Here is a 26,068-nt window from a genome sequence, read left to right as displayed (position 1 = left end):
AAGGCAAAGATATTCGTAAAGGAAAAAACAGAAAAAAAACGAAAACTTTGGGGCGTTCGCACTTTCGGTTAGAAAGGCAAACGAAGAGCGATCAGACGATATGGAGTTGTACGTTGTGTTCGGTCAGTAGTTGACGGATTTCCGCGGGAGGTTGCTGGTCCGTAAATACATGGTCAGCCTGGGAGATGCTGCCCAGACGGACCATGGCATTGCGTCCGAACTTGGAGTGGTCGGCCGCAAGAAGGACCTGGTTGGAGTTGGCAATGATTGCCTGGGCGACGCGGACTTCACGGTAATCAAAGTCCAGCAGGGAGCCATCGTTGTGAATACCGCTAATGCCAATGATGCCAAAGTCCATCTTGAACTGATTGATGAAGTCCCGCGTGGCCTCACCAACTATCCCGCCATCACGGTTGCGTACTTCCCCACCCGCAATGATCACGTGGAAATCCTCTTTCGCCGAGAGAATGGATGCCACATGGAGGTTGTTGGTGACGATCTGCAGGTTGTTTTTCACCAGCAGGGCCTTGGCAATCGTCTCGGTGGTGGTGCCGATATTAATAAACATGGAGGAGTTGTCCGGAATCAACTCCACCAGTTCTTCGGCGATTCGTTCCTTGGCCTCAAGGTCCATGATTTTTCGGGCTTGGTAGGCTGTGTTGACCGTGCTGGAATCGATGCCAGCTCCGCCATGGTGTCTGCGGAGCTTTTTCTGATTCGCGAGTTCGTTCAGGTCTCGGCGGATGGTCTGGGGCGTTACCTTGAATTGGTCTACCAGCTGTTCGGTTGTGACGAAACCGTTCTGCTGGATCAGCTCCATAATCAGGTCCTGTCGGCGACGCTGTGCCATTAAAACTTCCTCCGCTTTGTCATTTTTCTAATGCGAAATACTGTGCGCCCGAAAATTCGGTCAAAGTTTAGTGGTTTTCAGCGGGTTATGCAGCTTTTTGGAATAAATGGGCGGTAACATGTGCGCTTTCCGTTAAAGCCGCTTGGCATTTATGTTCAAAAAAGTAAAAATACGAAAAAATAAGAAAGCGAGGTCGAAAGTAATATGAGTCAGTACGTACTTTCCATTGATCAGGGAACCACCAGTTCCCGAGCCATACTCTTTGACCTGCAGGGCAACATCCACGCTACTCGACAGCAAGAGTTTCCCCAGCATTTCCCGTCCAGTGGTTGGGTTGAGCACAACCCGGAGGACATCTGGTCATCGGTTCAGCAGACCTGCGACGCAGTCATGGTCGAGGAATGTGTTGACGGCGATGAAGTGGTTGCAGTCGGCATTACCAACCAGCGCGAAACCACGGTGATCTGGGATCGTAAAACCGGAAAGCCGGTATATAACGCCATCGTCTGGCAGGACAGACGAACCGCCTCCTACTGCGAGTCCCTGAAAAGTGAAGGGCTTGAACCATGGGTTAATAACAAGACAGGGCTTTTGATTGACCCCTATTTCTCTGCCACCAAGATTCGCTGGATCCTTGAAAATATAGCGGGCGTGCGGGAGAGGGCAGAGCGCGGTGAGTTGGCGTTCGGAACCATTGACAGCTTTTTGTTGTGGCGCCTGACCGGTGGCCGTGAGCATCGAACTGACGCAACCAATGCCAGTCGCACATTGCTGTTCAACATCCACAACCAGAAATGGGATTCGGAGCTTCTGGAGCTTTTCGGTATTCCCGAATCGCTGTTACCGGAGGTGATGGATTCTGCCGATCAGTTCGGACAGATCACCGAGGGTGGAGCATTGAACGGTATCTCGGTGCTTGGTGTTGCTGGCGATCAGCAGGCAGCTCTTTTTGGCCAGACCTGCTTTGGCATCGGTATGGCAAAAAGTACCTACGGCACCGGCTGCTTCCTGATGCTGAATACTGGCGATAAGGCTTTACAGTCGAAGCACCGACTGCTCACGACGGTGGCTTATCGGATAAAGGGCAAGCCTACCTACGCCCTCGAAGGCAGTATCTTCATCGCCGGTGCCACCATTCAATGGCTACGGGATGGCCTTCAGCTTATCCGGAATGCCTGCGAAACAGAGCCATTGGCCGAGGGCACACCGGTTGACCACGGAGTTTATCTGGTGCCGGCATTTACCGGGCTCGGCGCACCCTATTGGGACCCCAATGCAAGAGGGGCCATATTCGGTCTCACCCGGGATACTGGCATAAAGGAGATCGTCACTGCGGGCCTACAATCCGTTTGCTACCAGACCAAGGACTTACAAAAGGCCATGGAAAAGGATGGGATTCGCCCGGTCAACCTCAGGGTTGACGGTGGTATGGTGGCAAACAACTGGGTTCTCCAGTTCCTCGCTGACATTCTTGGTGCCCGGGTGGATCGGCCGTCGCTGGTTGAAACCACCGCTCTGGGCGCCGCCTACTTGGCCGGCCTGGAAGCCGGCGTCTATAGCTCTCTTGATGAACTTTCGGAACTATGGCGGTGCGACCGGAACTTTGAGCCCATTATGCCGAAAGAGCACCGGGACAAGCTCTACGATGGCTGGATTCAGGCGGTACAGAAGCTCTGATAGGAGGATTCCTACGGCAACGGGGTTTCAGCGAACGCCCAGTTCCCGCAGACGCTTGTACAGCGTATTACGGCTGATGGCCAGTTCTCTCGCGGCCTGTGACACGTTGCCCGTGCACTTGCGGTAAACCTGCAGTGTTCTGGTGAGTGTATCTCCCGGCTCCACCTTAACGCCCCCGACACCCGGCTCAGGAGTATTCGGATCGCTTTCATCGCCGGAGGCGGCTTCGAATTCCGCAAGAAAGTCTTCCGGCAGATGCCAGATCTCCACGTCCTCCCCATCGGCTATCGCGATAGCCACCCGCAACACGTTCACCAGCTGACGGATGTTGCCTGGCCATGGGTGTTGGTCCAGAGCCGAAAGGACTTTGGGAGACAGTTGCTCTGACTGCCCGGGATCCCGGTGCTGGGAATAGAGGTTCTTTATCAGAGCCAACCTATCGGCCCGGTTTCGAAGTGCCGGGAGTTCGGTGCATAGTCCGTTGATCCGGTAGTAAAGATCTGCTCGGAAATGGCCGTTCTCAATGTGAGAGGCCAGTGGGCGGTTGGTCGCGGTAACCAGCAGAATATCGACAGGTACGCTGTCGGTGGAACCAACCGGGGTAACAGCCCGTTCCTGAAGCACCCGCAGTAGGCGGGATTGTGCCGAAAGAGGCATTTCGCCAATTTCATCAAGAAACAGGATGCCCTTGTGGGCTTTTCGGATAAAACCCAGCGAGCCCTGTGCCCTGGCGCCGGTAAAGGCGCCCGCTTCGTAACCGAACAGTTCCGATTCGACCAGTTCCGGGGGAATGGCCGCGCAGTTCACCGCGACCAGTGGCTGATCCCTGCGGTGGGAGGCACGATGAAGTGCCTTGACAAGAACTTCCTTGCCGACCCCTGTCTCGCCAGTTATCAGTACCGGCACACCGCGCTGCAGTACCTTGAAGCTCTGAGTGGCGCAGCGCTTCACTGCCGAATCACCGTACTCGAGTTTGTCGATATCCAGCAACTGACCGGATTGGCTGACATCCCCGAGCAACGGCGCCTGCTCCGACTTGCTGATGACTCTGGTGGGGCGTTTGATCCGGGCACTGAGACGAACCTTGCTGCGGGTTGTCAGTTGCAGGGTTTCCGTTTCGGGATGGCCCAGAATGTGATTCCGATGGCCGGTAAACAGCTGATCCAGGCGGCCCTCGACGGTATTTGTTCCCAGCAATTGGTCTGCCCGCTGGTTGCTCGCAATCACCCGACCGGAATCATCACATACCAGGATGCCGGACCAGGGACTATCAAAGTTGTCCGCCGTTGTATTAAGAGTGATCTGGAAATGATCTGGGCCGAACTGACGATTGATAAGCCGGTTTTCCACGGATTGAGAAAGCAGCCGAACCATGCCGAGGGTGTGCGCCTGAGGCAGGTAGGCGTCACTGAACACGCTCAGAACCCCGACAATTTGCCTGTGGGCATCGAAGATCGGCGCCGCAGAGCTAATGATACTTCGATTCGTTTTCAGGAAATGTTCGTTTCGTTGAATCTGAACGGGTGCACCAACGGCAATTGAAGTGCCGATGGCGTTGGTTCCGCAATTCTGCTCCTGCCAGTTTGTTCCGGTCTGGAACCAGGGTTTAAGGCGGGTTTCGGTGATGCGCTCATCGCCCCAGCTGTTCAGTACCGTTGCGTGTTGATCGGCGAGCAGAATGAGGCAACGGCTGTTGGCGAGCACGTTTCGGTAATAAGGCAGAACTTCCGCTTCGGTTACCGAAAGCAACTCGCTGTACTGGCGTTCTATTTCTTCCAGCCGGGCAGATTCCGGCATCAACGGTGCCGGCTGATCATCATGGTCAAGGCCCCATGCAATGCAACGGTTCCAGGAATCGGCAATAACACTTCGGTGATCCGAATATTCGTTTTTTCTCATCAGGCCTCACTTAGTGTTTCGTTTGTTGTCTATGGTTGACGATTCGAGTAGTTAACTCAGCCAAAGGTCTGAAATGAGTTGCTCAATCATCTGTGCAAATGCTGTTCACGTCAATGTGCAATCTGAACATAGTATTGCTAAACGAACATTTCGGTTTTCGGATAGGAAATACGGGGAGTATATAAAAGCTCAATATAACAAATGGTTAGATAATTGCACCTGTAAATATGCGTAAACTGGTATAGGGTTTGCCTGCAGATATTCGAAATCGAATTTCCGAGGTTGGAGCAAACCGGCCTGGAGTCCGTTTCCACAAGAACAAAAAGGAAAGCCTATGTCCTTAACGCTGGAGAATCTCTCCCGTGAGGTCGACGGTGTCGACTACATCCGGGATGCCAACCTCACCTTTGAGGCAGGCTCCTTTAACGTTCTGCTCGGCCGGACACTGGCCGGAAAAACCTCGCTGATGAGAGTGATGGCCGGGCTGGACAGGCCCGATACCGGCCGTCTGATCTTCAACGGTAAGGACGTTACAGGGCAGAGCGTGCAGAGCCGCAATATTTCAATGATCTATCAGCAGTTCATCAATTACCCCAATCTGACCGTCTATGAAAACATTGCCTCGCCGCTGCGGCTGGCGAAGATGGCCGAGTCCGAGATTGACCGGCGGGTAAAGGAAACTGCGTCGATGCTCCGGATTGATCCGCTGCTCAAACGCTACCCGCTGGAACTTTCAGGAGGTCAGCAGCAGCGAACCGCCATGGCTCGGGCGCTGGTGAAAGATGCCACCCTGGTGCTTTTTGATGAACCCCTGGTCAACCTCGACTACAAGCTCCGTGAAGAGCTCCGGGCGGAACTCCGGGATCTGTTCCGTGAGCGTCAGTGCATTGCGGTTTACGCTACCACGGAGGCCAATGAAGCCCTCGCACTCGGCGGCACAACCACTTTGCTGCATGAGGGGCGGGTAGTTCAAACCGGCCCGGTCATGGATGTCTATCGCGCCCCTGTGAACACTCTTGCTGCACAGTTGTTCAGTGAACCCCCGATGAACATGATTCGTGGCCGGGTTTCCGAAACTGAGGTGACCTTCGACGAATACTCCCATCACGCGCTGACGCAAGAGCTGGCGAAGCTTCAGCCGGGCGATTACTGGTTCGGGATACGCCCCAGCCATATCGGTCTCGTCCCGACCAGCGAAGATGATCTGGAAATGTCCATGGAAGTGGAGCTGAGCGAGATCAGTGGCTCAGAAACCTTCATGCACGTCGAGAACAGTCACTTTGAAATGGTGTTGCAGTTGATGGGCGTGCATCAGTACCACACAGGTGCACCGATCAAAGTGTACCTGCCGATCAATAAACTGTTCGTTTTCGATAACAACGAGCAACTGGTGTTTACCCCGCCCCAGGTTTCAGGAGGGTCTGTCTGATGGCTGAAATTCAATTGAAATCACTCGCCCACAGTTACAGCGAGATGCCTGAGGGGCCCGAAGACTACGCCATCCGTCAGCTTGACCATGTCTGGCATAAAGGCGGGGCGTACGCATTGCTGGGTCCGTCCGGGTGTGGCAAGAGCACCATGCTAAATATTATTTCCGGCCTGGTTCAGCCCTCCGAGGGAGATGTCCTGTTCGACGGTAAGCGTGTCAACGAACTGTCGCCGCGAGATCGGAACATTGCTCAGGTTTTCCAGTTTCCGGTTATTTACGACTCCATGACGGTGTTCGATAACCTTGCGTTTCCCCTAAAGAACAACAAAGTGCCAGCCTCCAAGATCAAAGCCCGTGTGCATGAGATTGCTGAAGTCCTGGAAATTGAAGACAAGCTCTACAAGAAGGCAAAGAACCTGACAGCGGATGAAAAGCAGAAGGTCTCCATGGGACGTGGCCTGGTTCGGGAAGACGTTTCGGCGATTCTTTTCGATGAGCCTCTTACGGTGATCGACCCGCAACTCAAATGGAAGCTGCGCCGCAAGCTCAAGCAGATCCATGAGCAGTTCGACATTACCATGGTGTATGTCACCCACGACCAACTTGAGGCCTCTACCTTTGCCGACAAGATTGCGGTGATGTACGGCGGTCAGATTGTCCAGTTTGGCACTCCAACCGAGTTGTTCGAGCAGCCCAACCACACCTTTGTGGGATTTTTCATCGGCAGCCCAGGCATGAACCTCATCGAGGTGCAGCGGTGCCCCAGGGGTGTGTGTTTTGGAGGCACGGTTGTGGCACTCGAACCCTGGCAGGTTGATGTCCTGCAGAGGACCAAATCCACCAATATCAAGATCGGAATCCGTCCGGAGTTCGTGGAAGTGTCATCTGTTGCCTCGGACGACACCTTCGAGGCCGAGGTGCTGGATGTTGAGGATTTGGGTACCTATAAGATCGTTACCGTTCTGCTTGATCACGAAAAAATGAAAGTCCGACAGAGCGAGGAGTTTTCCGCAGCCGTTGGTAGGGGTGTTCATCTCTCGTTCCCGAAGCAATGGCTGAAGCTCTATGTGGATGAATTCCTGGTACAGGAGCAACAGTGATGCAAAAGGTACAGAACAACAAAGCTTGGTGGCTGGTGCTGCCAGTATTTTTGCTCGTTGCCTTCTCGGCGCTGATTCCGCTGATGACCGTGGTGAATTACTCGGTCCAGGATATTTTCGGTCCGGGCCAGGCGTTCTACGTAGGCACAGAATGGTTCAGGGAGGTGCTGACCGACGAGCGCCTGCAGGATTCCCTGATTCGCCAGTTCCTGTTTTCTGGTGCGGTACTTCTGATCCAGATACCTCTGGGAATCGGTGTTGCCCTGATGATGCCAAAATCCGGCATCAAAGGCTCGCTCTGCCTGATTCTGCTGGCCATCCCGCTGCTGATTCCCTGGAACGTGGTTGGCACTATCTGGCAGATCTTCGCCCGTGGCGACATCGGTCTGTTCGGCTGGGGCATCAATCAGTTGGGGATTGATTACAACTACACTGGCGACACAGTTGATGCGTGGCTGACGGTTCTGTTGATGGATGTCTGGCACTGGACGCCGCTGGTTGCCTTGCTCTGCTATTCAGGGTTGCGGGCAATTCCGGAAGCTTTCTACCAGGCGGCGGAAATTGATCGCGCCTCGAAATGGGCGGTGTTCCGGTATATCCAGCTCCCGAGGCTCAAAAGTGTTCTGATCATCGCGGTGCTGCTGCGTTTCATGGACAGCTTCATGATCTACATTGAGCCTTTCGTGCTCACCGGTGGCGGCCCTGGCAGCTCCACCACCTTTCTGAGCCAGACCCTGACGACCATGGCAATCGGGCAGTTTGATCTGGGGCGCGCGGCCGCGTTCTCGTTGATCTACTTCCTTATTGTATTGCTGATTTCATGGGTCTTCTTTACCGCCATTACGCACGCCGACAAAGAAAAATAAGGAGAGTGTGATGAGGCAGACACGTTCAAAAAATGTCGGGATTACGCTGTTCATTCTGTTGCTCCTGACACCGATCTACTGGTTGCTGAACATGTCGTTCAAGACCAATCAGGAAATTCTCGGGGGACTTACCCTGTGGCCCCAGAATTTTACCCTGGATAACTATGCCGTGATCTTTACCGATCCAAGTTGGTACAACGGCTACATCAACTCGATGATTTACGTGTCCATGAACGTGATTATCACGTTGCTTGTGGCGTTGCCTGCGGCCTATGCATTCAGCCGCTACAAGTTCCTGGGCGACAAACACCTCTTCTTCTGGCTGCTAAGTAACCGGATGGCGCCGCCGGCGGTGTTTCTGCTGCCTTTCTTCCAGCTTTATTCGTCAATTGGACTATTTGACACCCACATTGCAGTGGCGCTGGCTCACTGCCTGTTTAATGTGCCCCTGGCTGTCTGGATTCTGGAAGGTTTCATGTCGGGCGTACCCCGCGAGTATGACGAAATGGCCTATATTGACGGATACAGTTTTCCCAAATTCTTCGTGAAGGTGTTCCTGCCGATGATTCGCTCCGGAATCGGGGTAACGGCGTTCTTTGCCTTCATGTTCTCCTGGGTTGAGCTGCTGTTGGCCCGGACGCTGACCTCCGTGGATGCTCAGCCGATCGGGGCAATCATGACCCGAACGATAGGGGCGAGCGGTATCGACTGGGGGGTTCTGGCGGCTGCCGGTTCGCTCACCATTATTCCCGGCCTGCTGGTGATCTGGTTCGTTCGTAACCACGTTGCCAAAGGTTTCGCCCTCGGACGCGTTTAAGGAGACATTTTATGATTGCCTGGATGAACTGGACGCCGACCGTGGCCATCTTCTTTGCAGTGATTGCGGGAATTCTGGCGGTAATGACAGTTTTCGAGATTGTCTCCCCGTGCACCGAGAGAAAGGGCTTTCTGCCGATTGCCACCACCCGGGGTGACAGGTTGTTTATTGGATTGTTATCGGCTGCATATATACATCTGACTTTCCTGGCTGTTAGCGACATCAGCCTATGGGTTGCGCTGGCCGTTTCAGTGGGCTGGTCGCTGGTGTTGTTGCGCTGGGGATGAACCTGAATCCGGATGTTCGTTATGTTGCTTATTCGAACATTCGGGGCTATAAATTCTCTTTTCTTACTTGTAAGGATTTCGAAAGCGAATTATTTTTGTGTCAATGATCGGAATCGATCACGATCGATTCCGGCGAAACGAATAGCGACCAGAGCGCTATAACTGCGGAAACGAAACCGGGCTGTTTCGTTCCATTCATAAAAGACGAACGAGGTTGGATATGTTCAACAACAATAAATATCCGAGGACTCTGTTGCTTAGCGCCGCCGTTGGTGTCGCCTGCATGGGTTTGAGCCTGCATGTCAGCGCCGATCAGTACAGTGAAGCGGCTGAGAAGTGGGTTAATGAAGCGTTCAAGAACTCTACTCTGAGCAAGGAAGAGCAGCTCAAAGAAATGGAGTGGTTCATCAAAGCCGCTGAGCAGTTCCGGGGCATGGACATCAACGTGGTTTCCGAAACCATAGCGACCCATGAATACGAGTCCAATGTTCTGGCCAAGGCGTTTTCTGAAATTACCGGGATAAACCTGACGCATACGCTTATTCAAGAAGGCGATGTCATCGAAAAACTCCAGACCCAGATGCAGTCCGGGCGTAACATCTACGATGGCTACGTGAACGATTCAGATCTGATTGGCACTCATTTCCGCTATGGAAAGGTAGTGGCCGTTGAGGACATCATGAACGGTGCCGGTAAAGATCTCACTCTGCCTACCCTGGATCTCGAAGATTTCATCGGACTCGACTTTACGACCGGACCAGATGGCAAGCTCTACCAGCTGCCTTCACAGCAGTTTGCCAACCTGTACTGGTTCCGCGCGGACTGGTTTGAGCGGGAAGATCTACAAAAGCAGTTCAAGGAGATCTACGGCTACGATCTGGGCGTGCCTGTTAACTGGTCGGCCTACGAAGACATTGCCGAGTTCTTTTCGGTACACGTGAAGGAAATTGACGGTGAGCGGGTTTACGGTCACATGGACTACGGCAAGAAAGACCCATCTCTGGGCTGGCGTTTTACCGATGCCTGGTTCTCTATGGCCGGTGCCGGTGACAAGGGCTTGCCGAACGGTCTGCCGGTTGACGAGTGGGGTATCCGCGTTGAGGAATGTCATCCGGTTGGTGCCAGCGTCAGCCGTGGCGGTGCAACCAATGGACCCGCCGCTGTCTATGCCACCACAAAATACGTGGATTGGCTGCGTGAGTACGCGCCCCCAGAAGCTCAGGGGATGACCTTTTCCGAAGCCGGGCCTGTTCCTGCGCAGGGTAACGTTGCTCAGCAGATCTTCTGGTACACCGCGTTCACCGCGAGCATGATCAAGGATGGGCTGCCAGTGGTTAACGAAGACGGAACGCCCAAGTGGCGTATGGCGCCGTCTCCCCGTGGTCCGTACTGGGAAGAAGGTATGAAGCTTGGCTATCAGGACGTGGGCTCCTGGACGTTCCTCAATTCAACGCCCGAGAAGCGTCGCCTTGCCGCATGGCTCTATGCCCAGTTCACCGTGGCCAAGACGGTGTCCCTGGAGAAAACCATAGCTGGACTGACTCCGATCCGCGAGTCCGATATCGAATCGGATGCGATGACCGAAATGGCGCCGAAGCTCGGCGGCCTGGTTGAGTTCTATCGCAGCCCGGCCCGTGTGCAATGGTCCCCGACCGGCACCAACGTCCCGGATTATCCAAAGCTGGCCCAGCTCTGGTGGCAATATATTGCCCAGGCTGCCAGTGGTGAAGCCACTCCCCAGGAAGCTCTGGACGGTCTGGCCCAGGCTCAGGATCGGGTCATGGAACGCCTTGAACGCGCAAATGTTCAGCCGACCTGTGGTCCGAAGCTGAACGAGCCCCGTGATCCGCAGTACTGGCTGGACCAGCCGGGCGCGCCCAAGCCGAAGCTGGCAAACGAGAAACCGCAGGGCAAGACCGTTGCCTACGACGAGCTACTGAAAACTTGGGAACAGGCGCGCTAAGGCGGGCTGATTTCCTGAAGCGCATTGCCTGCCGCAAAAGGACCCTCCAGTTGCGGCAGGTAGGCTTCGATAACCGCCCGAGGCATTGGCGTAACCTAAAGCCTAAAGCCTAAAGCCGGGTTGGCTTGCCAGCCTCCCTGCGGCGCTGTTCCCATTCTTCCCGAGTCTGGGCGGCCTGATCGCCGGGCATAGAATCGATGATGCTGAAATAATCGGAGCTGTATTCGTCCGCAATGATTGTATTGCGTGGTTTCACCTTGACCACATACACCGTCTGGACATTCTGGTGATCGAATTCCCGCCAGTATTGCTCGTCCTTCAGGAAGGTGTACCTGTGTCCCTCCAGGGCTTCGATCAGGCTGGCGGTATTGGTGGTGCCAGTTCGCTCGACGGCATCCTTGTATTGGTAAACAATGCTGTAGGCAGAGGCTGCAGCGGTTGATGGCCGCATTTCATAACGCTTTGAAAAGGCCTCGACAAATTCTTTTCCTCTCGGGTAGCTCAGTTCATAGGGCACGTTCCATACCCAGGGCGAGCCACCGATAACGCCTTCCATAATGGTGGGGCCCACCTGGCGAGCCATACCGAGGGTGAGATTGGGCACAACAATCTGCATTTTCTTGGTAAGGCCCATCTCGTAGGCAACGTTCAGCGCTCGCACCATGTCGTCGCCGAACAGAACCATCATCAGAACCTTGGCATTACTGGCGTCTGCCTGCTCCAGCGCTTCCCTGAAATCGGTAATCAGCGCCCGGGGGAAAGGCGTTTTGACGCCTTGATGGCGGTCGGTGTCTTCGGTTCCCGAGAACTTGCGAACAGACTCCTCCACAGACCAGCCCCAGGTGTAGTCGGCTGTAATGTAGAAGTAGTCGTCCTCCGCATGATTGGTGGTCAGATACTGGCTGAGCGCCTTTGCGGTCATCCAGGCGTTGTAGGGCTCCCGGAACATGTGCGAATGCCCTTCGGCGCCGGTGGTGGCGTTCGAGTAGGTGAGCGTGCCGAAGTAGATTCGGTTGCGATCCCGAGCAGCTTTGCCAGAGGCAATGGCAACGGCGCTAGAGACACCGCCGAACACCATCTGGACGCCTTCACGGTCGATAAGCTCTGCGGTGTTTTCTGCGCCCTGGGCCGGTTCCCCACGGGTATTCCTGATCACCAGTTCCAGCTGCCGGCCCATGACACCGCCGGCTTTATTGATTTCATCAACGGCCAGGAAGGCGCCCAGACGCTGTTGCAGGCCCTGGTCCTTGTAACGACCGGTTTGCGGATAGTTAAGTCCAATTTTCAGGGTTTCGGCATAGACAGTGGTGCTCGCCAGCAACAGCAGGCAAGCAGAAAAGAGTACTTTTCTGACGTTCATTCAGGTTGGCCTCCGGAATTGCAGCGCCGCGGGGGAGGGGCTGCGAATCTTTTTTTGATTATTGATTACGCAGAGCTAGTGTCAGCGCAGAGTATGGCGCCAACAATGGGACTAAAGTGGAATTTTGGGTAACGAATTGTAGATTGGTGACGCATGTCAAGACCGCCAACTGCTGTGAATCAGGTTGCTTCCGGTGCGACTCGTATGAACTGTTCGTAATCAAATGCACCAAATTGGAAACCGGCCCGCTCAAAAATAGATCGGAACGCCCATCATTGGGGCGTCGTTTTCTGGGGCCGACGTGTCGCCCTGCTGATGGCGCTGGAAGAACAAGAGGTCCCTTTGCGTTAAAGCGGGCCTGAAGTTTGCTTTCGCTTCTTTCTCGGTCCGTTCGCATGCTAACTCTTGCGTGTGTTCGGGTAGTACCGTTTAGAGGAGCGCTCTATGACACTCAAAAGTACATCAATGAATCTCACTTCGGTGGAACGCGGCTGGCTACCCGTATTCGGTCCAACCGGTAAGCTGGCAATGGGCTGGTCCTGTTTTCTCAACCGCGACATGTACGCAGCCAACGAGCAGATTTTCGAAAGCATCGCCAGAACCCGTCGGGATGCATTGATTTCCTGGGCGGAGCACAAGTGGGCGTTCCTGGAGTCAATGGCGAGCCGGATATCGGCCCAAGATGAGGCGACTACTCGAGATATTATTTCGGCATCAGCGGCACGTTTGCGGGAAATTTCTGAGCTTTTCCTGATTGATGAAAACGGGACAGTGATCGAATCAAGCGCTGGTAGTCGCCAGGGTGCGAACGATCTTCCGCAGGCAGCGGTGATTGAAGGGGTCAGGAACCGACTTTTGCACGGGCCTTATAAAGATCCGGTGACACTTCGTCTCGGCGCAACTACATCCCGCTTCCATGACGCGGTAACCCTGATGTTCTATCAGCCTCTCAGTCTCGGCAATGGAGCGCCCGGAGCTCTGTGCGCGAGAATACCAAACGATGTAATGAGTGATCTGATCCAGCGTGAGGCGGGGCACGTTTTTGAGGAATCGGGTGATAACTACATTTTCATGATCGAAAGTCATTTTGATCGAGCCATTTTGCCCGGAACGGCGTTATCGCGGTCACGATTTGAGGACGCCACCTTCAGCCATGGCGATAATCTGAAAGACGGTATCCGGACCGGCTTTGGAACCGTGGGTGTGCGCGAACATACCGAGTTTGAGATCCGTTTTACGGACCCAGCCACGGGCGAGCTACATCCGGGAGTTCGGGAGACCATTGCGAAAGGCGAGAACCTGTATATCAAATATCCGGGCTACTCAGACTATCGCCATATCCCGGTAATCGGAAAAGGGCTCACCTTTCGCTTGCCTGGTTCGCCCGATCTCTGGGGCATGATGTGTGAGGGTGATCTTGAAGAAGTGTATCGCCGAAGGTCTTTGTCCTACCGGCTGTCGATGCGGTTTGCTCTTTTTGTCGCTGTGCTTTGGGCGGTCAACTTTGCGATGGCCTGGACCGGTGTTCCGCTGTGGCTTGAGGGGCTTGCCAACGCCGGAGTCGCCCTTGGTCTGGTGTGGATGTTCCGAGTGTCTGCGGTGCGTCCGGTCTCTGATAGGCTCAGTGCCATGGCGGAAGTTATTCGCAACATTGCTGAGGGCGGCGGAAACCTGAGGCAACGCATGGACCTCTCCCGGATGCGCAGGGACGAAACCGGTGACCTTGCTCGATGGATCAACAGTTTCATTGACAGTCTCGATGGCATGGTCGGACAGGTGATCACTTTGGCTTCGGATTCCCGCCAGGCGAGCGACCACCTGATGGAGCAGAATCGAGCTGCTGACCACAGAATCCGTGATGTGGTCTCCCACATTGATGAAATGTTGCAAGGCGCAAATCGACAGGAGAATGAAATCCGGAATGCATCGACCACCGCCCATGAAATGCGTTCAGGAATGGATGAAGTCGTTGAGCGTGCCAGGGCTCAGTTTCAACGCGTGAGTCAGGAAACCCAGAGTATTCGAGCCGTTATTAGTCGCTCGGCGGAGGGTATTCGTGCGGCGAATGATCGGACAGACGAGATAGCGAAAACGGCTTCGGTGATAAATGATATTGCCGCGCAGACCAACCTCCTAGCTCTGAATGCGGCGATTGAAGCGGCACGGGCAGGTGAATCCGGCAAAGGATTTGCGGTTGTGGCAGACGAAGTAAGGAAACTTGCCAGCAGAACTGCCCAGGCCACGAACGAAATCGGGGAACGGCTTGACCGCGTTCAGGAGGAAACCCGCAGAGCCGTTGTCACCATGGAAGAAGGTATGTCGGAGATGGAAGAACGTCTTCGAAAGGCGGAGGCTGCGGTTGATGACAACTCAGCCTTGCACCATATGGTCGAAAAGCTTTTCAAAGCCATCGACGGTATCGAAGAAACCAATCAACGTCAGAGTTTGCAGACCTCAGGTGTGGCCGAGAGCGCTTCAGTGATGAGTTCAGTTATTGATCAGTTGGTGCTGAGTTCCGAGCGTACCCAGGCTTCTGCAAATAAGTTGCAGAGATTGACCGGGCAGTTCCAGGTAACAGAAGAGGTTGTCTGATCCCAGCCATTTGGTTTCCTGATGGCGTCTGGATACACTTCTCCCGAGGTGGCCGGTTTGGCCGCCAGTTGAGGGAGGTGTGCTGATGCAGTTGGTGGTGAGGAAGCGGGTAATTTCATGTTTCTGAAACTTGGAGTCAATTGCGTGCTCGCCTTCGCCGGATCCATGTTCTGGCCTCTGACGGCCAGCGCAGAATGGTACAGCTTTTCCGATACCGCCATGACCACGCCTATCGAACTGGAGTTCTGGGCAGAGAACAGGGATCTGGCGGATCAGGTCGGGAAAGAGGTGCTGGCGGTTTTTCATCAGGTCGATGAGCAGATGAGCCGCTACCGGGAAGACTCGGAAGTCTCCCGGCTGAACCGCAACGCCGCCAGTGGCCCCGTCGCCGTCAGCGCGAGCCTGTTCGAGGTGCTTGATAAGGCGCAGGAGGTGTCGATGCTCAGCAATGGCGCCTTTGACGTCACCTTTGGCTCTGTGGGTTACCTTTATGACTTCAGAGCGGGGAAAAAGCCCACGGATGAAGAGCTTCGGTCAGGTTTGCCTCGGGTGAATTTCCGCGACGTGATCCTTGATCAGGACGCGCAAACCGTCGAGTACCGCCAGGCAGGGATCCGGGTGGATCTGGGCGGTATTGCCAAGGGCTATGCCGTTGACCTGGGAATCGAGCGCCTTGTCAGCCTTGGCATACGCCATGCCCGGCTCAGTGCAGGAGGCGACATGCGGCTCCTGGGCGACAAGCGGGGACGCCCTTGGTATGTGGGTATCCGGGATCCCCGTTCGGAAGGGCGCAACGCGGTGGTTCTGCCGCTCGAGGACGTGGCGGTGTCTACCTCCGGGGATTACGAGCGGTTTTTCGTGGATGAAGCGGGCGACCGGGTCCACCACATCCTGTCTCCCGAAACCGGCAAATCGGTGCAGGGCGTCCAGAGCGTGACAATTATTGGCGAGGACGCGTTGACAACCGACGGCCTCTCTACAGCCGTGTTTGTTCTCGGACCTGAGAAAGGGCTGGAGATGATCGAGCGTTTGCCGGGTATTGATGTTGTGGTTATCGACGATCAGCGCATGATGCACGTGTCAGAGGGGCTCGTTCCGCCCAAATCAGACTAGGGGCGGAACGAGATTGATCACCCGGTGATCGTACCGTTTACCACATTGGAAAACGCAATCAGGCTGTCCTGGGAGGTACCGTTGCCGAGTCCATGGCCGTTGAAGCGGGTGCCGAACTGGTTTTGTTCACCGTGTAATGCCATATAGTTAAGCAATACCGTCTGGACCAGCTGATTTACGTTGTTGGCCGCCGGGCTGGATGCGGTTTCCACCGACGCGTCAGAGCGCATGAAGCCGATCTGCCTGCGAATCGGGGCAGGGCGACCAGCCGGGTTGTAAACCATGAAGAAAGAGGCGGCGGTTTGCTGGTTGTCGCCAGTCCACTCGCCCTTTCCGCGCCCGTCCATGGAATCGTCAATCCGGCCGTTGCTCGACACGGAGCCGTCGCTGAACACATAGAGCATCAATGGCATGCCCACCCGGGCCGCGTATTCCAGACAGGCACCCATACAGCGGCCCGCCTGTTCATCACGACGTTCGCCGGTTCCGCGCTCACCCGTGTGGTAGTCGTAACCACCCATGGTGACAGTGCCCGCGCCGGCGTAGCCGTTCAGCACGAGCTTCATTACGGAGGCAGTCTTGCGGAACTCGCGGTTGTTGTTGAACTCATCGCGGCTGAAGATGCCGGTAGGCCCGACGATTTCGAGATCCAGTTCTGGATCCAGCTCCGCCGGATTGCCGAACCGGTCGGCCAGGTCTGCGCTCTTGATATAGCCGCAGCGGACCAGATCCTTGACCACATCGTCGGTGGAAATGCCGGTGTTCACCTGGTTCATCTTGGCGTCACTGATCCGCTGGATAGATTCCATGACGGCTACTGCGTCGGATTGATCCAGAATACCAATAAGATCGCCCACGTCCACCAGACCAGTCACGTCCGATGGCCGGTCAATCTTGGTGGGGCGAACCTCCGGATTAATCAGGTTCATAGGTGCCAGCGAGTTACCGCCGGATTCCGAACTCTGGGAGCCGACAAGAGAGAGCAGGGATCCGTCGGCACCTGCGCGATGAATGCCATACATCGGGTTATGGGGGTTATTGCCGGTGTCGTTTTCCGAACGAGCCGCAATAATGGCGCCATCGGTTGCCGCCCGGGTGCCAGCGCTGGTGCTCTGCAGGATCCCGCGCAGGAAGGCACTGTCGGAATGAAACGCCAGGCCCAGCTCGGTGTTCACAAACGCCGGGTCGTTGGGCAGCATGTCACCCGGTAGGCCAAGTTTGTTGTAGCCCGCGGTGCTCAGGAAGTCCATTTGCCCGCCGGATTTACCCATCAGCACATTGGAGCCGGCAATGTTGGCGCCGCCCGCCAGGTCAAAGCAGATGAACGGAATCTTGCCTGCCCCCTGGACGGCTATACCGCAGCTTTCCTTCAGCGTTTCCAGATCTGACGAAAGCGCGGCGGAGGCCATGCGCGGGTTGCCGAACAGACTGAACAGGGAGGCACCGAAAACGGTAGCGGAGCCTGCCATCAGACCCTGGGAGATAAACTCGCGTCGGGTCCTTGGTTTGCCGTGATCGTCGTGGAGCAGTGGGCTGCCGTTGGCCAGAGGCTTTTTACGGGATTTTCGTATAAACATGATCGGCTTCCTTTACTGAACCAGGGTGGTGGCGCTGCCAAGTACAGCCGCGCAGCTTGCCTTAACGACCGTTTCTGTGCGGTCGGGCTCGCAATCTGCACTGCAGCTGGTCAGTCTGTCCATTAGCTCGCTGAGTTCCGTTGTGATTGCGCTATCGCCGGGCTGTGATGCCAGATTGCTGCCCACGAACCGGGATAGTAATGGCCCGGTAACCAGGCTCTTGCCACCGTGATCAAATGCGCTGCTGGCCGGCGCGGAGAAATCGAATCCCGGGAACATCTCAGCCCTCAGTTGCCCGCTGGAAACGAGCGCATCGCAATATTGGATGGCCATCTGGGTAACCGCCATCTGGTGGGAGGACAGGAAACCCTGGATAGTCTCCACCGTTGGCAACTGCTGCTTCACGGTGGTGTAGGTGTCGAATACAGCAGGGTTGGTTGTGGCAACGCCGGTCATCCGCGACATGGACTCGTTGATCTCGTCAAAGGTCTTCAGACCAATCTCCGATGACGGCTCCAAATCGGCCGGTTCCGGCTGTGGAGGCAGGGACGGCTCGGAGCGAGCAAAGCTGTTGCCGCCCAGCTGGTCGAACGTCAGGAAGAACTCATCGTTTTCCGGCCCGTTTTCCAGGGCGATGATGGTGCCCAGAGAGGAGAGGGCTTGACCAACACCGGGTTCGTAGCTGTCACTGTCCAGAACAACGTCCAGGTTGGCCCAGGCTTGTCCGACAGTCGCTTCCTTGCCATTGATGCCCAGTCGCATGCCCTGAAGTCGTATATTTGACGGTTCGGCGGACTCATCCAGGCTGATGAAGAACGGACTCGTGAATCTGTAGGCGTAGCTGTCGAACTGGCTGACTTCGAACACGATGAAACTCTGGGGCACGTCGATCAGGTGAGAGACTCCGAACAGGAGATAGAATTTCTGGCCAACGCCCACTTCGAAGTTGGCCTGGACCTGTTCAGGTGTCAGCGAACGATTGTGGATGGCGACCATGCGGATCGCACCCTGCCACGGCGAGTTGCCATCGGTCTCGTTGCCCAGTACCAGGGCGAAGCTATCGTCCCATTCTGTTAACAGCCCACCGTCGTCCGGGTCGATGTCGCCGGTCGGAACACCGTTAACAAATATCTGGCGTCCCGTCGCCGGGGTGTAGTTCACCACAACGTGTTGCAGAGTTGCCTGCAAGAGCATGTCGGCGTCCTGGGTCGCGAAGGGCATGTTCTCGTCGCTGGTGGTGCTGCGATGCAGCACTTCGTAACGCTGGAGTGACTGGCTGAGAGTGACGTTGCGGGCGGTGGATGAGCCCGAGTAGGTCACAATGCGGGCATCTTCCTGGGTGATGTTGCCCGGGGCGACCCAGGCCTCGATGCTGTATTCGCCGGAGGCGGTGAGCAGAGTGTGGAGCTTTCGGCTGGCGGTAGTGCTGCCCTGGGCCTTGCCGGCCGGGATCATGAAACCTTGCTCGTTTTCTCCTGCCGGGCCAAGGTCGATGCCCCAGCCGCCAACCCAGTCGACATTTCCGCTCAGGGTCAGATCCAGCGCAGGCGACACGCCGCTGGTATCAAAGGCAGTCTGGCCTTCACCGGATTTGAATTCATAAAGCGCAATCACATTGTCTTCAAAGCGGCCGCCTGAATTTGCCAGCAGGCCGTCTGCCTGGAGGTTGAGTGCCTTGCTTGCAATCATTGCCGGATCAACGGGCTCGCTCTCTTGTAGCCCTGCAAAATCAGAGATTGCCATTTGCATCATGTCGGCTGACATGGCGCAGTCGTCGTCCCAGCATCCATGCAACTCCGTGCGAAGCTTTTCAACAAATCTTGAAGCCGAAGGCGTTCCAAGATTGATCCGGCTTTTTGATTCGCTGTATGCCGTGGATGCATCCGGGCTTGCGAAGGGGTAGGGGGCCGGCCCCGAGCCTGCATGACAATCACTGCAATAAGTCGTCAGGATCGGATAGACGGTGGTTGAGAAATCGGAGCTATCCGTTGGGAATGCCAGCGTTGCGCCAGGATCCTTTATTGTAGGGGCACGAAGTTCAACGGTTTTGGCTGAACCTTCGGAGCCACCAGCCCAGTTGGAAATATAAGTGGTAAGGATATCGACGCAGGCGGAATTACTGGTGAGCCAGCAATTGTGGCCACCGGCTACCTTGGTCACCATCGCAGACTGAGACGGATCAGACAGGTTAACAATGGAGTTTGCCTGCGCATAAGCGAGGTTGACGTCCTGCTCGTTGACGAATGTTGGTGCCTGACCGTTGGAGCCATGGCAAGCGCCGCATTTGTCCTGGGTCACCAGATTGTCCCAGACACTGCGTTTGAAGTTGGCTACATCATCGGTTGAAGGAGCCGGCCCGTTGTAGGTAACCGTGCCGGAGCTCTGGTTGGTGTTTGGCAGCTGTTCAGTAGATTCCCCACCGCAGGCCGCCAGCAAGAAGGCCAAGGCAATCATTGCGAAGAGCGATTTGAGGGAGCTCACTGGAATTCCTTTAAATGTTTTCATAGCGTCCTCACTCCCCCATGCAATACACAGCGGATTCTGCGAATACCTGCTTCAGGTTGTAACCCTGGCTTGCGAAGCTTGTAACCATACTGCTTACCTGAGAGCGGTCTGCGCTGTTCGAAGGAGGTCGCAGGCAAACATTCTCGAACACTTTCTTTACCTGGCACTCTGCAAAAGCGTCGGAATGGGCAAACTCCATGCCGAGGCTCTTGGCACCGCTACCAGAGCCCGGCAGTGACTGATCCCAACCCAGACGGCGGTTGGCACCCTCGCGCCAGTAGTTATCCCAAGCGTCGTCGGGCGTTACATAGCCCTGCTCGAAGGTTGCAGCGTTAATGTGATACTTGGCCTGAACTCTGGATCCGGTCTCAGGGTCGGTCTCGCCAATGGTGTTATAGACCAGCCTGCCCAGCTCCCCGTCAGGGTCGGCGTTGGCGTCGTATTCGAAGTCGTAGTAGGCGAACGCCTGGGTCATTGGGTCCATGCCGCTGTGGCAGCCCACGCAGTTGTTCAGGAAGACCCGGCTGTCACCACCCGGGCTGCGGGACACATCCTGGCGAATGCGGTCTGGCGGGAGGGTAACGTCCGCAACCTGTTCCAGGTCGTTGCACATATGATTGATCAGCGTGAAGCGGAACATGGCCCGGTTGGTGCCGGCACTGAAGAACGCTCGGGCTGAAGCTCTTGAGGTAATAACGCCTGCGGTGGCAGAGGTGGGCAGGCCGGTCAGGTTTGACTGGGTCCTACGGACGAGATTGTTCTTGAGGCTGGCTCCGCTGTTTTCGAGGGATTCGTAGTGACTGTTGTTGCTGGTGGAGTAATTCGGCAGGTTCAGGGCGGGATCACCAATGTAGAGTACATCGTCATACAGAACTTTGCGGAAGTCTTGCCCGTCCCTCACCAGGCCGATCACCGTAGCGATGTAATCGTTTAAGGGCACGAACTTAGACATGGCCTCATTGGTCCAGGGGGCTGCAAAGTTCTTCAGGGTGACGTCGTAGAAGGCACTGTCATTCATGGCAGTGAATGCGGCGTCGACCGCTCTGCCTGAGACGATATCGCTTTCCATGGCGTCAAGGACGTTGGCGGAAGGGGGCACACCAGCAATGCGGTCGTGGATTCGTTTGGCCTGTTCCCTGGGGCCGGCCTGAGTGGTGCTTGCTTGCCCAGCTACCAGTGCAACGAGAACTGCGGTACTGCAAGCCTTGCTGATCAGGCTTCTGATCCTGTTCCGGCCGGTCATGTCCTTTCCCTCGGTGATCGTTAGCATTCGCACATTAATGGTTTTTGACATTTGTTAAAAGTTTACGGCTTGCTATATCCTCCGTTTTGAGTTGTAGGCCACGTTATTACATTAGGTTACGTAAAAGCCTTGGAGCCTGCCCTCCGAACCGACTTAATTTATGTCATGGAATGTCATCCAAAACAGGGTTTGTCACGTTGGAAATTAAGTCTTCCGGTCTACCGATCTCTCAGAGTGCTCGTCTGGCTCTTGCGCTTGGCTCGCTGGCGGTGCTGTCCGGCTGCTTTTCGAGCAGCGACAGCCAGCAGGCGGATCCGGTCGTTGTGGAGAACCCGGTCGCTTATGTGGAGCGGGCCTTGCTGTTTGACGAAAACACCGGTGCCCTCGTGGAGGACAACCTGGCGGACCCTACGGCCTTCCGTCCCGGAGCCCGACTGCTTCTGAAGGCCAGCGCCACTGCCGATGCCGAAACACAGGATATAGCCTCCAGGGCCTTCGCCGGGCCGCAATTCCTCGATGACAATGGCCAGTTGCGCTACGACGTGAAAGACCTCCACGTGTCCCACGATGGCTCGAAATTGCTGTTTGCCATGCGCGCGCCGGAGATCGAGGACGCAGACGACGAGGATCAGCCAACCTGGAATATCTGGGAATACGACGTTAGCACCGACGGGCTGCGACGGATCATTGAGTCGGACGTGACCGCGGGGGCGGGGCAGGACGTTGCGCCCGCCTATCTGCCTGATGGCAGGATCGTTTTCTCCTCCACCCGTCAGCGGATTTCCAAAGCAATCTTGCTTGATGAAGGTAAGCCCCAGTACTCCGGACTGGATGAGGACGGTGACAGCCCTGCGTTTGTTTTGCATGTGATGGATGAGGATGGCCAGAACATTGAGCAGATCACGTTCAACCAGAGCCACGACCTCGACCCCATGGTGGCGGACGACGGCACCATTGTGTTCAGCCGCTGGGACAATGCCGGCCAGACCCGCAATAACGGTGTAAACCTCTATCGCGTAAACCCCGACGGAACCGGCGTAAGCTATCTTTATGGCCGTCATTCCCATGACTCTGTGCCCGAAGTAAACGACATTCAGTACCTGCAGCCTCGCAAGTCAGACAGCGGCGATTTGCTGGTCCAGTTGAGGCCTTTTGAGACTGATGATTACGCCTCGGTACTCGCGGAGGTGAACGTTGAGCAGTTTGTAGAGGCCAATCTGCGCACTGACGGAACCGAGGGGGCAGGGCAACGTTCGCTTGTGCCCGGGGTTGGCCTGGATGGACAGCTCTCGCTGAAAGGGAGCTACGCGTCGGTCTCGCCATTGCTGGACGGTACCAACCGGTACCTTGTCAGCTGGACGCCCTGCCGGTTGCGGGAAACAGCAACCGCCCGGATCGTCAACTGCACGGAAGATCGTCTTCAATCCGAAGACTATCAGCCCGCAGAGCCCGTGTACGGTCTCTGGCTTCTGGATATCAGCAGTGAAACCCAGCGGCCGGTCGTCCCACCAGTGGAAGGTGTCCAGTTTGATGAAGCGGTTCTGATGAAGGAGCGGTCGCTGGAGGGTTTTATTCCAGAATCCCAGTTTACGGGTCCTGAAGGTGCGCTGGGAGATGCCGGCTATGGCGTCCTGCACATTCGCAGTGTGTACGATATTGACGGTGTTGATACCACAGCGGCGGGCATTGACGTGATGGCCGATCCGATGCAGACACCGCCCGATCAGCGTCCCGCCCGGTTCCTGCGTCTGGAGAAGGCCGTGGCGATCCCTGATGACAACGTCAGGGATTTCGATAACAGCGCTTTCGGGCGGAGCCGCGCTCAGTTGATGCGGGAAATACTGGGTTATGTGCCCATAGAGCCGGATGGCTCGGTGAAGGTGGCAGTGCCAGCCAATGTTGCGTTTGCCATCAGTATTCTCGATGAGCAGGGGCGGCGTATGGATGGGGTAATGGGTAACCGTCACCAGAACTGGCTGACGGTGCGCCCCGGGGAGACCCTCGAGTGCTCAGGTTGCCATAACCCGAACAGTCCGACACCCCATGGCAGAGCGGATGCCGGTCCGGGCCCCGTCTGGGGTGGGGCAACAACCACGGGCATTCCGTTCCCGAATACCGACTCTGGCCTTTTTACCGATATGGGGGAAACCATGGCCGAGGTGTTTGCCCGCATTAACGATATACGCCGGCCGACGCCGGACGTGGTTTATGCCGATGAGTGGTCCGGTGCTGTAGTGGACCCCAAACCCGAGCGCTTTGCCTACGCTTATGCCGATCTGCAGACACCGCCCCCCATATCTGGCGTTTGTGCAACCGACTGGGCGCCGAATTGCCGGATTGTGATTAACTACGAGCAGCACATTCATCCCCTATGGAGCCTCAATCGGGAGGTACTAGACCCGGACACCATGGCGGTAGTGGATGACTACACGTGTACCAGTTGTCATACCGACATTGATGCGGCGGACGCTCAGCAGGTGCCGGCTGGCCAACTGGATCTGGGCGATGGGCCATCACCCGATGAGCCGCTACATTTCAACGCCTACCGGGAACTGCTTTTCCCTGATAGCGAACAGGAGCTGGTGAACGGTGCCCTGATAGATGTGCTCGTGGACTCCGGAGAGGTTTTGAGGGACGAAGAAGGCAACCCCATTCTGGATGCCAACGGAGACGAGCAACCGATCCTGGTGACGGTGCCGGTGCAGGCCTCAATGTCCGTCAACGGCGCCCGTGTCAGTGATTTCTTCGACGTATTCGCCGAAGGCGGAACACACAGGGATTTCCTCACACCTGCTGAACTTAGACTGATCGCAGAATGGCTGGATATTGGTGGCCAGTATTTCAACAATCCTTTTGATGCCCCTGAAGACTGATCCAAGGACTGAAACCCTCGTCATGCCCATTGCCATTCTCTTGTTTATTCTGTTTCTGCCGGCCCAGAGCTGGGCTGGCTGGCTGTGGGGTCAGGGTGACGAGGACGTTGCTCAGGTGCAGGTGACCGAGCCATATGTTGCCTGGCGAACCGGCCCGGCAACTGGCTACCCGGTTTTCCATACCAGCGAGGCAGGGGAATGGCTGACCATTCTCCAACGCAAGACCAGCTGGATCAAAGTGACGGACTCCCGGGGCCGGGAAGGCTGGGTCGCCGTTGCCGATATCGCCCAGACCATGGATGCCACGGGTAACCGGGTAGAGCTTCAGGTACCGGATTTCGAGTCTTTTGGTAACCGGCGGGTCGAAGCGGGTTTGATGATGGGTGAGTTTGATGGTGCCGCAGTCACCGCGGGCTATGGCGGCTTCTGGATGACCCAAAACCTTTCGGCCGAGCTTTGGGCTTCTCAGATTCTGGGCAGCGCGTCGGAAATTCGAATGATCAATGCGAATCTGGTGCATCAGCCATTTCCGCACTGGCGGGTTTCACCCTTTTTTACCCTCGGGTTCGGGCATATCTGGGTTGATCCCAAGGCCACTCTGGCTCAGCCCGAAGAGCGGGATAACAGTATTGGCCATGCCGGACTTGGTATCCGCGCCTACATCACCGATCGATATTTCATCCGTGCCGAAGTGAAGGACTACAAAGTGTTCACTACCCGGTCCACCAACGAAGAAGCGACAGAATGGAAAATCGGACTAAGCATCTTTTTCTGAAACCGCTGTGCCTCGGGGCAGGGCTATGCGTAGCCGCGGCCGCCCAGGCCCAGGATGATCGGCCGCTGATCGAGCCGGATGTTACCCCAGTGCCGGTCACCGAGGCGCTGATTGACACCGAGAACTTTGAAATCGGCGCTTTTGTGGGCGTGCTCAATATCGAAGACTTCGAGTCGTCGATGCTTTTCGGCGGCAAGCTCACCTATCACCTGAGCGAGTCTTTCTTCTTCGAGGCCGGAGTCGGCTTCGCAGAGGGCGGAGAAACCAGTTTTGAGAGGCTGGCCGGTAATGTGGAGGTGCTCACCGACAGTGAGCGGGATTACAGCTACTACAACATCAACCTGGGTTACAACGTGCTGCCGGGCGAGGCCTTCCTCACCGAAAACTATGCGTTCAACACCAATTTCTACCTGATCGCAGGGGCCGGAGCCACCGATTTTGCCGGTGATACCCGGTTCACCCTGAATGCCGGTGCGGGCTATCAGGTGCTGTTGACGGACAGCGTTTCTGTTCACATTGGCGTACGGCAGCACTACTACCGCATTGATGTTCTGGGGGCCGAGAAAACTTCCATGAACACAGAGGTCAGCACTGGCCTGTCGGTCTTTTTCTGAATACAGGAGCAATCGCTATGAAAGCATCCATAAAGGCATTTGCAGTGGCGGGCATCCTTGCCGGTCTTAGCCCATTGGCCAGCGCCGAGACGATCAATGTCCCGGCTCCGGATTTCACCCTGGAAAGCCGTTCCGGGGAGAACCTGAGGCTGGAGGATCATCGTGGTGAAGTGGTGATGTTGAACTTCTGGGCCTCCTGGTGCGGGCCCTGCCGCCAGGAAATGCCCCTGATGGATGAGTTGTACAGCCAATACAAGGATCTCGGTTTCACGATTCTGGCGGTCAATGTGGATGAGAATCGGGAGGAGGCGCATCGCTTCCTGGACAAGGTGCCCGTGAATTACCCGATCCTCTACGATCCGGAGAGCTCGGTGAGTGAACTGTATGAAGTGCAGGCCATGCCTACGACCGTGATGATTGATCGCGATGGCAATGCCCGGTACCTCCATTACGGATACCAGCCGGGGTACGAAGACGAATACGAACAGCAGATTCGCGAACTGGTGCGCGAGTAATTTTCGGACGGAA

The 26,068-nt window shown here is 55.9% G+C and carries 19 protein-coding genes; 13 read left to right on the top strand and 6 right to left on the bottom strand.

Going from position 1 to position 26,068, the window contains the following annotated elements:
- Nucleotides 1-91: 91 nt before the first annotated feature.
- On the bottom strand, nucleotides 92-850 hold the full coding sequence (locus FMN52_RS03865; protein ID WP_148607386.1) for a DeoR/GlpR family transcriptional regulator: 759 nt from the start codon (nucleotides 848-850) through the stop codon (nucleotides 92-94).
- 204 nt (nucleotides 851-1,054) lie between these two features.
- On the opposite strand from FMN52_RS03865, the gene glpK reads away from it, so the two are divergent.
- A complete protein-coding gene (gene glpK, locus FMN52_RS03860; protein ID WP_148607385.1) occupies nucleotides 1,055-2,527 on the top strand; it encodes a glycerol kinase GlpK in 1,473 nt (490 codons plus the stop codon).
- 27 nt (nucleotides 2,528-2,554) lie between these two features.
- Here glpK and FMN52_RS03855 read toward each other — a convergent pair whose 3' ends face one another.
- On the bottom strand, nucleotides 2,555-4,426 hold the full coding sequence (locus FMN52_RS03855) for a sigma-54-dependent Fis family transcriptional regulator (protein WP_148607384.1): 1,872 nt from the start codon (nucleotides 4,424-4,426) through the stop codon (nucleotides 2,555-2,557).
- Nucleotides 4,427-4,760: 334 nt separating this feature from the next.
- On the opposite strand from FMN52_RS03855, the gene FMN52_RS03850 reads away from it, so the two are divergent.
- The 6 genes from FMN52_RS03850 to FMN52_RS03825 all read left to right on the top strand — a co-directional run bounded on the left by FMN52_RS03850 (nucleotide 4,761) and on the right by FMN52_RS03825 (nucleotide 10,888).
- Nucleotides 4,761-5,855, top strand: coding sequence for an ABC transporter ATP-binding protein (locus FMN52_RS03850; protein WP_148607383.1), 1,095 nt, complete (start codon nucleotides 4,761-4,763; stop codon nucleotides 5,853-5,855).
- Nucleotides 5,855-6,955: an ABC transporter ATP-binding protein gene (locus FMN52_RS03845; RefSeq protein WP_148607382.1), complete on the top strand. Its 1,101-nt coding sequence runs from the start codon at nucleotides 5,855-5,857 to the stop codon at nucleotides 6,953-6,955. Before FMN52_RS03850 ends, FMN52_RS03845 begins: the two co-directional genes overlap by 1 nt.
- Nucleotides 6,955-7,821, top strand: coding sequence for a sugar ABC transporter permease (locus tag FMN52_RS03840; protein WP_148607381.1), 867 nt, complete (start codon nucleotides 6,955-6,957; stop codon nucleotides 7,819-7,821). Before FMN52_RS03845 ends, FMN52_RS03840 begins: the two co-directional genes overlap by 1 nt.
- A gap of 10 nt (nucleotides 7,822-7,831) precedes the next feature.
- Nucleotides 7,832-8,638, top strand: coding sequence for a carbohydrate ABC transporter permease (locus tag FMN52_RS03835; RefSeq protein ID WP_148607380.1), 807 nt, complete (start codon nucleotides 7,832-7,834; stop codon nucleotides 8,636-8,638).
- Between the two features lie 11 nt (nucleotides 8,639-8,649).
- Nucleotides 8,650-8,925 (top strand): DUF2160 domain-containing protein, encoded by a 276-nt coding sequence (locus tag FMN52_RS03830; protein ID WP_148607379.1) that lies wholly within the window; start codon nucleotides 8,650-8,652, stop codon nucleotides 8,923-8,925.
- 220 nt (nucleotides 8,926-9,145) lie between these two features.
- Entirely contained in the window at nucleotides 9,146-10,888 is a 1,743-nt protein-coding gene (locus FMN52_RS03825; RefSeq protein WP_148607378.1) for an ABC transporter substrate-binding protein, read from the top strand.
- Nucleotides 10,889-10,997: 109 nt separating this feature from the next.
- On the opposite strand, the gene FMN52_RS03820 is transcribed toward FMN52_RS03825, so the two are convergent.
- Nucleotides 10,998-12,248 carry a substrate-binding protein gene (locus FMN52_RS03820; RefSeq protein ID WP_148607377.1) on the bottom strand — a complete coding sequence of 417 codons (1,251 nt, stop codon included), beginning with the start codon at nucleotides 12,246-12,248 and terminating at the stop codon, nucleotides 10,998-11,000.
- Nucleotides 12,249-12,692: 444 nt separating this feature from the next.
- Between FMN52_RS03820 and FMN52_RS03815 the strand changes: the two genes are divergently transcribed.
- Both FMN52_RS03815 and FMN52_RS03810 read left to right on the top strand, forming a co-directional pair.
- The gene (locus FMN52_RS03815) at nucleotides 12,693-14,840 is read left to right on the top strand and encodes a methyl-accepting chemotaxis protein (protein ID WP_148607376.1); all 2,148 of its coding nucleotides are present in this window, start codon (nucleotides 12,693-12,695) and stop codon (nucleotides 14,838-14,840) included.
- A gap of 117 nt (nucleotides 14,841-14,957) precedes the next feature.
- Entirely contained in the window at nucleotides 14,958-15,953 is a 996-nt protein-coding gene (locus tag FMN52_RS03810; protein WP_240339384.1) for an FAD:protein FMN transferase, read from the top strand.
- Between the two features lie 17 nt (nucleotides 15,954-15,970).
- Here FMN52_RS03810 and FMN52_RS03805 read toward each other — a convergent pair whose 3' ends face one another.
- Genes FMN52_RS03805 through FMN52_RS03795 form a run of 3 tightly spaced genes read right to left on the bottom strand, consistent with a single transcriptional unit; the run spans nucleotide 15,971 to nucleotide 21,278 of the window.
- Complete coding sequence (locus FMN52_RS03805) at nucleotides 15,971-17,530, bottom strand: general secretion pathway protein GspF (protein WP_148607375.1); 1,560 nt, start codon at nucleotides 17,528-17,530, stop codon at nucleotides 15,971-15,973.
- A gap of 12 nt (nucleotides 17,531-17,542) precedes the next feature.
- The gene (locus tag FMN52_RS03800) at nucleotides 17,543-20,011 is read right to left on the bottom strand and encodes a LamG domain-containing protein (RefSeq protein WP_240339383.1); all 2,469 of its coding nucleotides are present in this window, start codon (nucleotides 20,009-20,011) and stop codon (nucleotides 17,543-17,545) included.
- A gap of 31 nt (nucleotides 20,012-20,042) precedes the next feature.
- The gene (locus FMN52_RS03795; protein ID WP_148607373.1) at nucleotides 20,043-21,278 is read right to left on the bottom strand and encodes a hypothetical protein; all 1,236 of its coding nucleotides are present in this window, start codon (nucleotides 21,276-21,278) and stop codon (nucleotides 20,043-20,045) included.
- 170 nt (nucleotides 21,279-21,448) lie between these two features.
- On the opposite strand from FMN52_RS03795, the gene FMN52_RS03790 reads away from it, so the two are divergent.
- The 4 genes from FMN52_RS03790 to FMN52_RS03775 are packed head-to-tail and all read left to right on the top strand — an operon-like array spanning nucleotide 21,449 to nucleotide 26,055.
- Nucleotides 21,449-24,151 (top strand): PD40 domain-containing protein, encoded by a 2,703-nt coding sequence (locus FMN52_RS03790; RefSeq protein ID WP_148607372.1) that lies wholly within the window; start codon nucleotides 21,449-21,451, stop codon nucleotides 24,149-24,151.
- Between the two features lie 22 nt (nucleotides 24,152-24,173).
- Nucleotides 24,174-24,926, top strand: coding sequence for an SH3 domain-containing protein (locus FMN52_RS03785; RefSeq protein ID WP_148607371.1), 753 nt, complete (start codon nucleotides 24,174-24,176; stop codon nucleotides 24,924-24,926).
- A complete protein-coding gene (locus tag FMN52_RS03780; protein WP_148607370.1) occupies nucleotides 24,896-25,540 on the top strand; it encodes an outer membrane beta-barrel domain-containing protein in 645 nt (214 codons plus the stop codon). Before FMN52_RS03785 ends, FMN52_RS03780 begins: the two co-directional genes overlap by 31 nt.
- A 17-nt stretch (nucleotides 25,541-25,557) precedes the next feature.
- Nucleotides 25,558-26,055 carry a TlpA disulfide reductase family protein gene (locus FMN52_RS03775; protein ID WP_148607369.1) on the top strand — a complete coding sequence of 166 codons (498 nt, stop codon included), beginning with the start codon at nucleotides 25,558-25,560 and terminating at the stop codon, nucleotides 26,053-26,055.
- Nucleotides 26,056-26,068: the final 13 nt, after the last annotated feature.

Source organism: Marinobacter sp. BW6, assembly GCF_008107725.1.
Taxonomy (GTDB): Bacteria; Pseudomonadota; Gammaproteobacteria; order Pseudomonadales; family Oleiphilaceae; genus Marinobacter.
The sequence above is the reverse complement of the archived record's forward strand: the minus strand, read 5'-3'. Positions and strand labels throughout refer to the sequence as shown.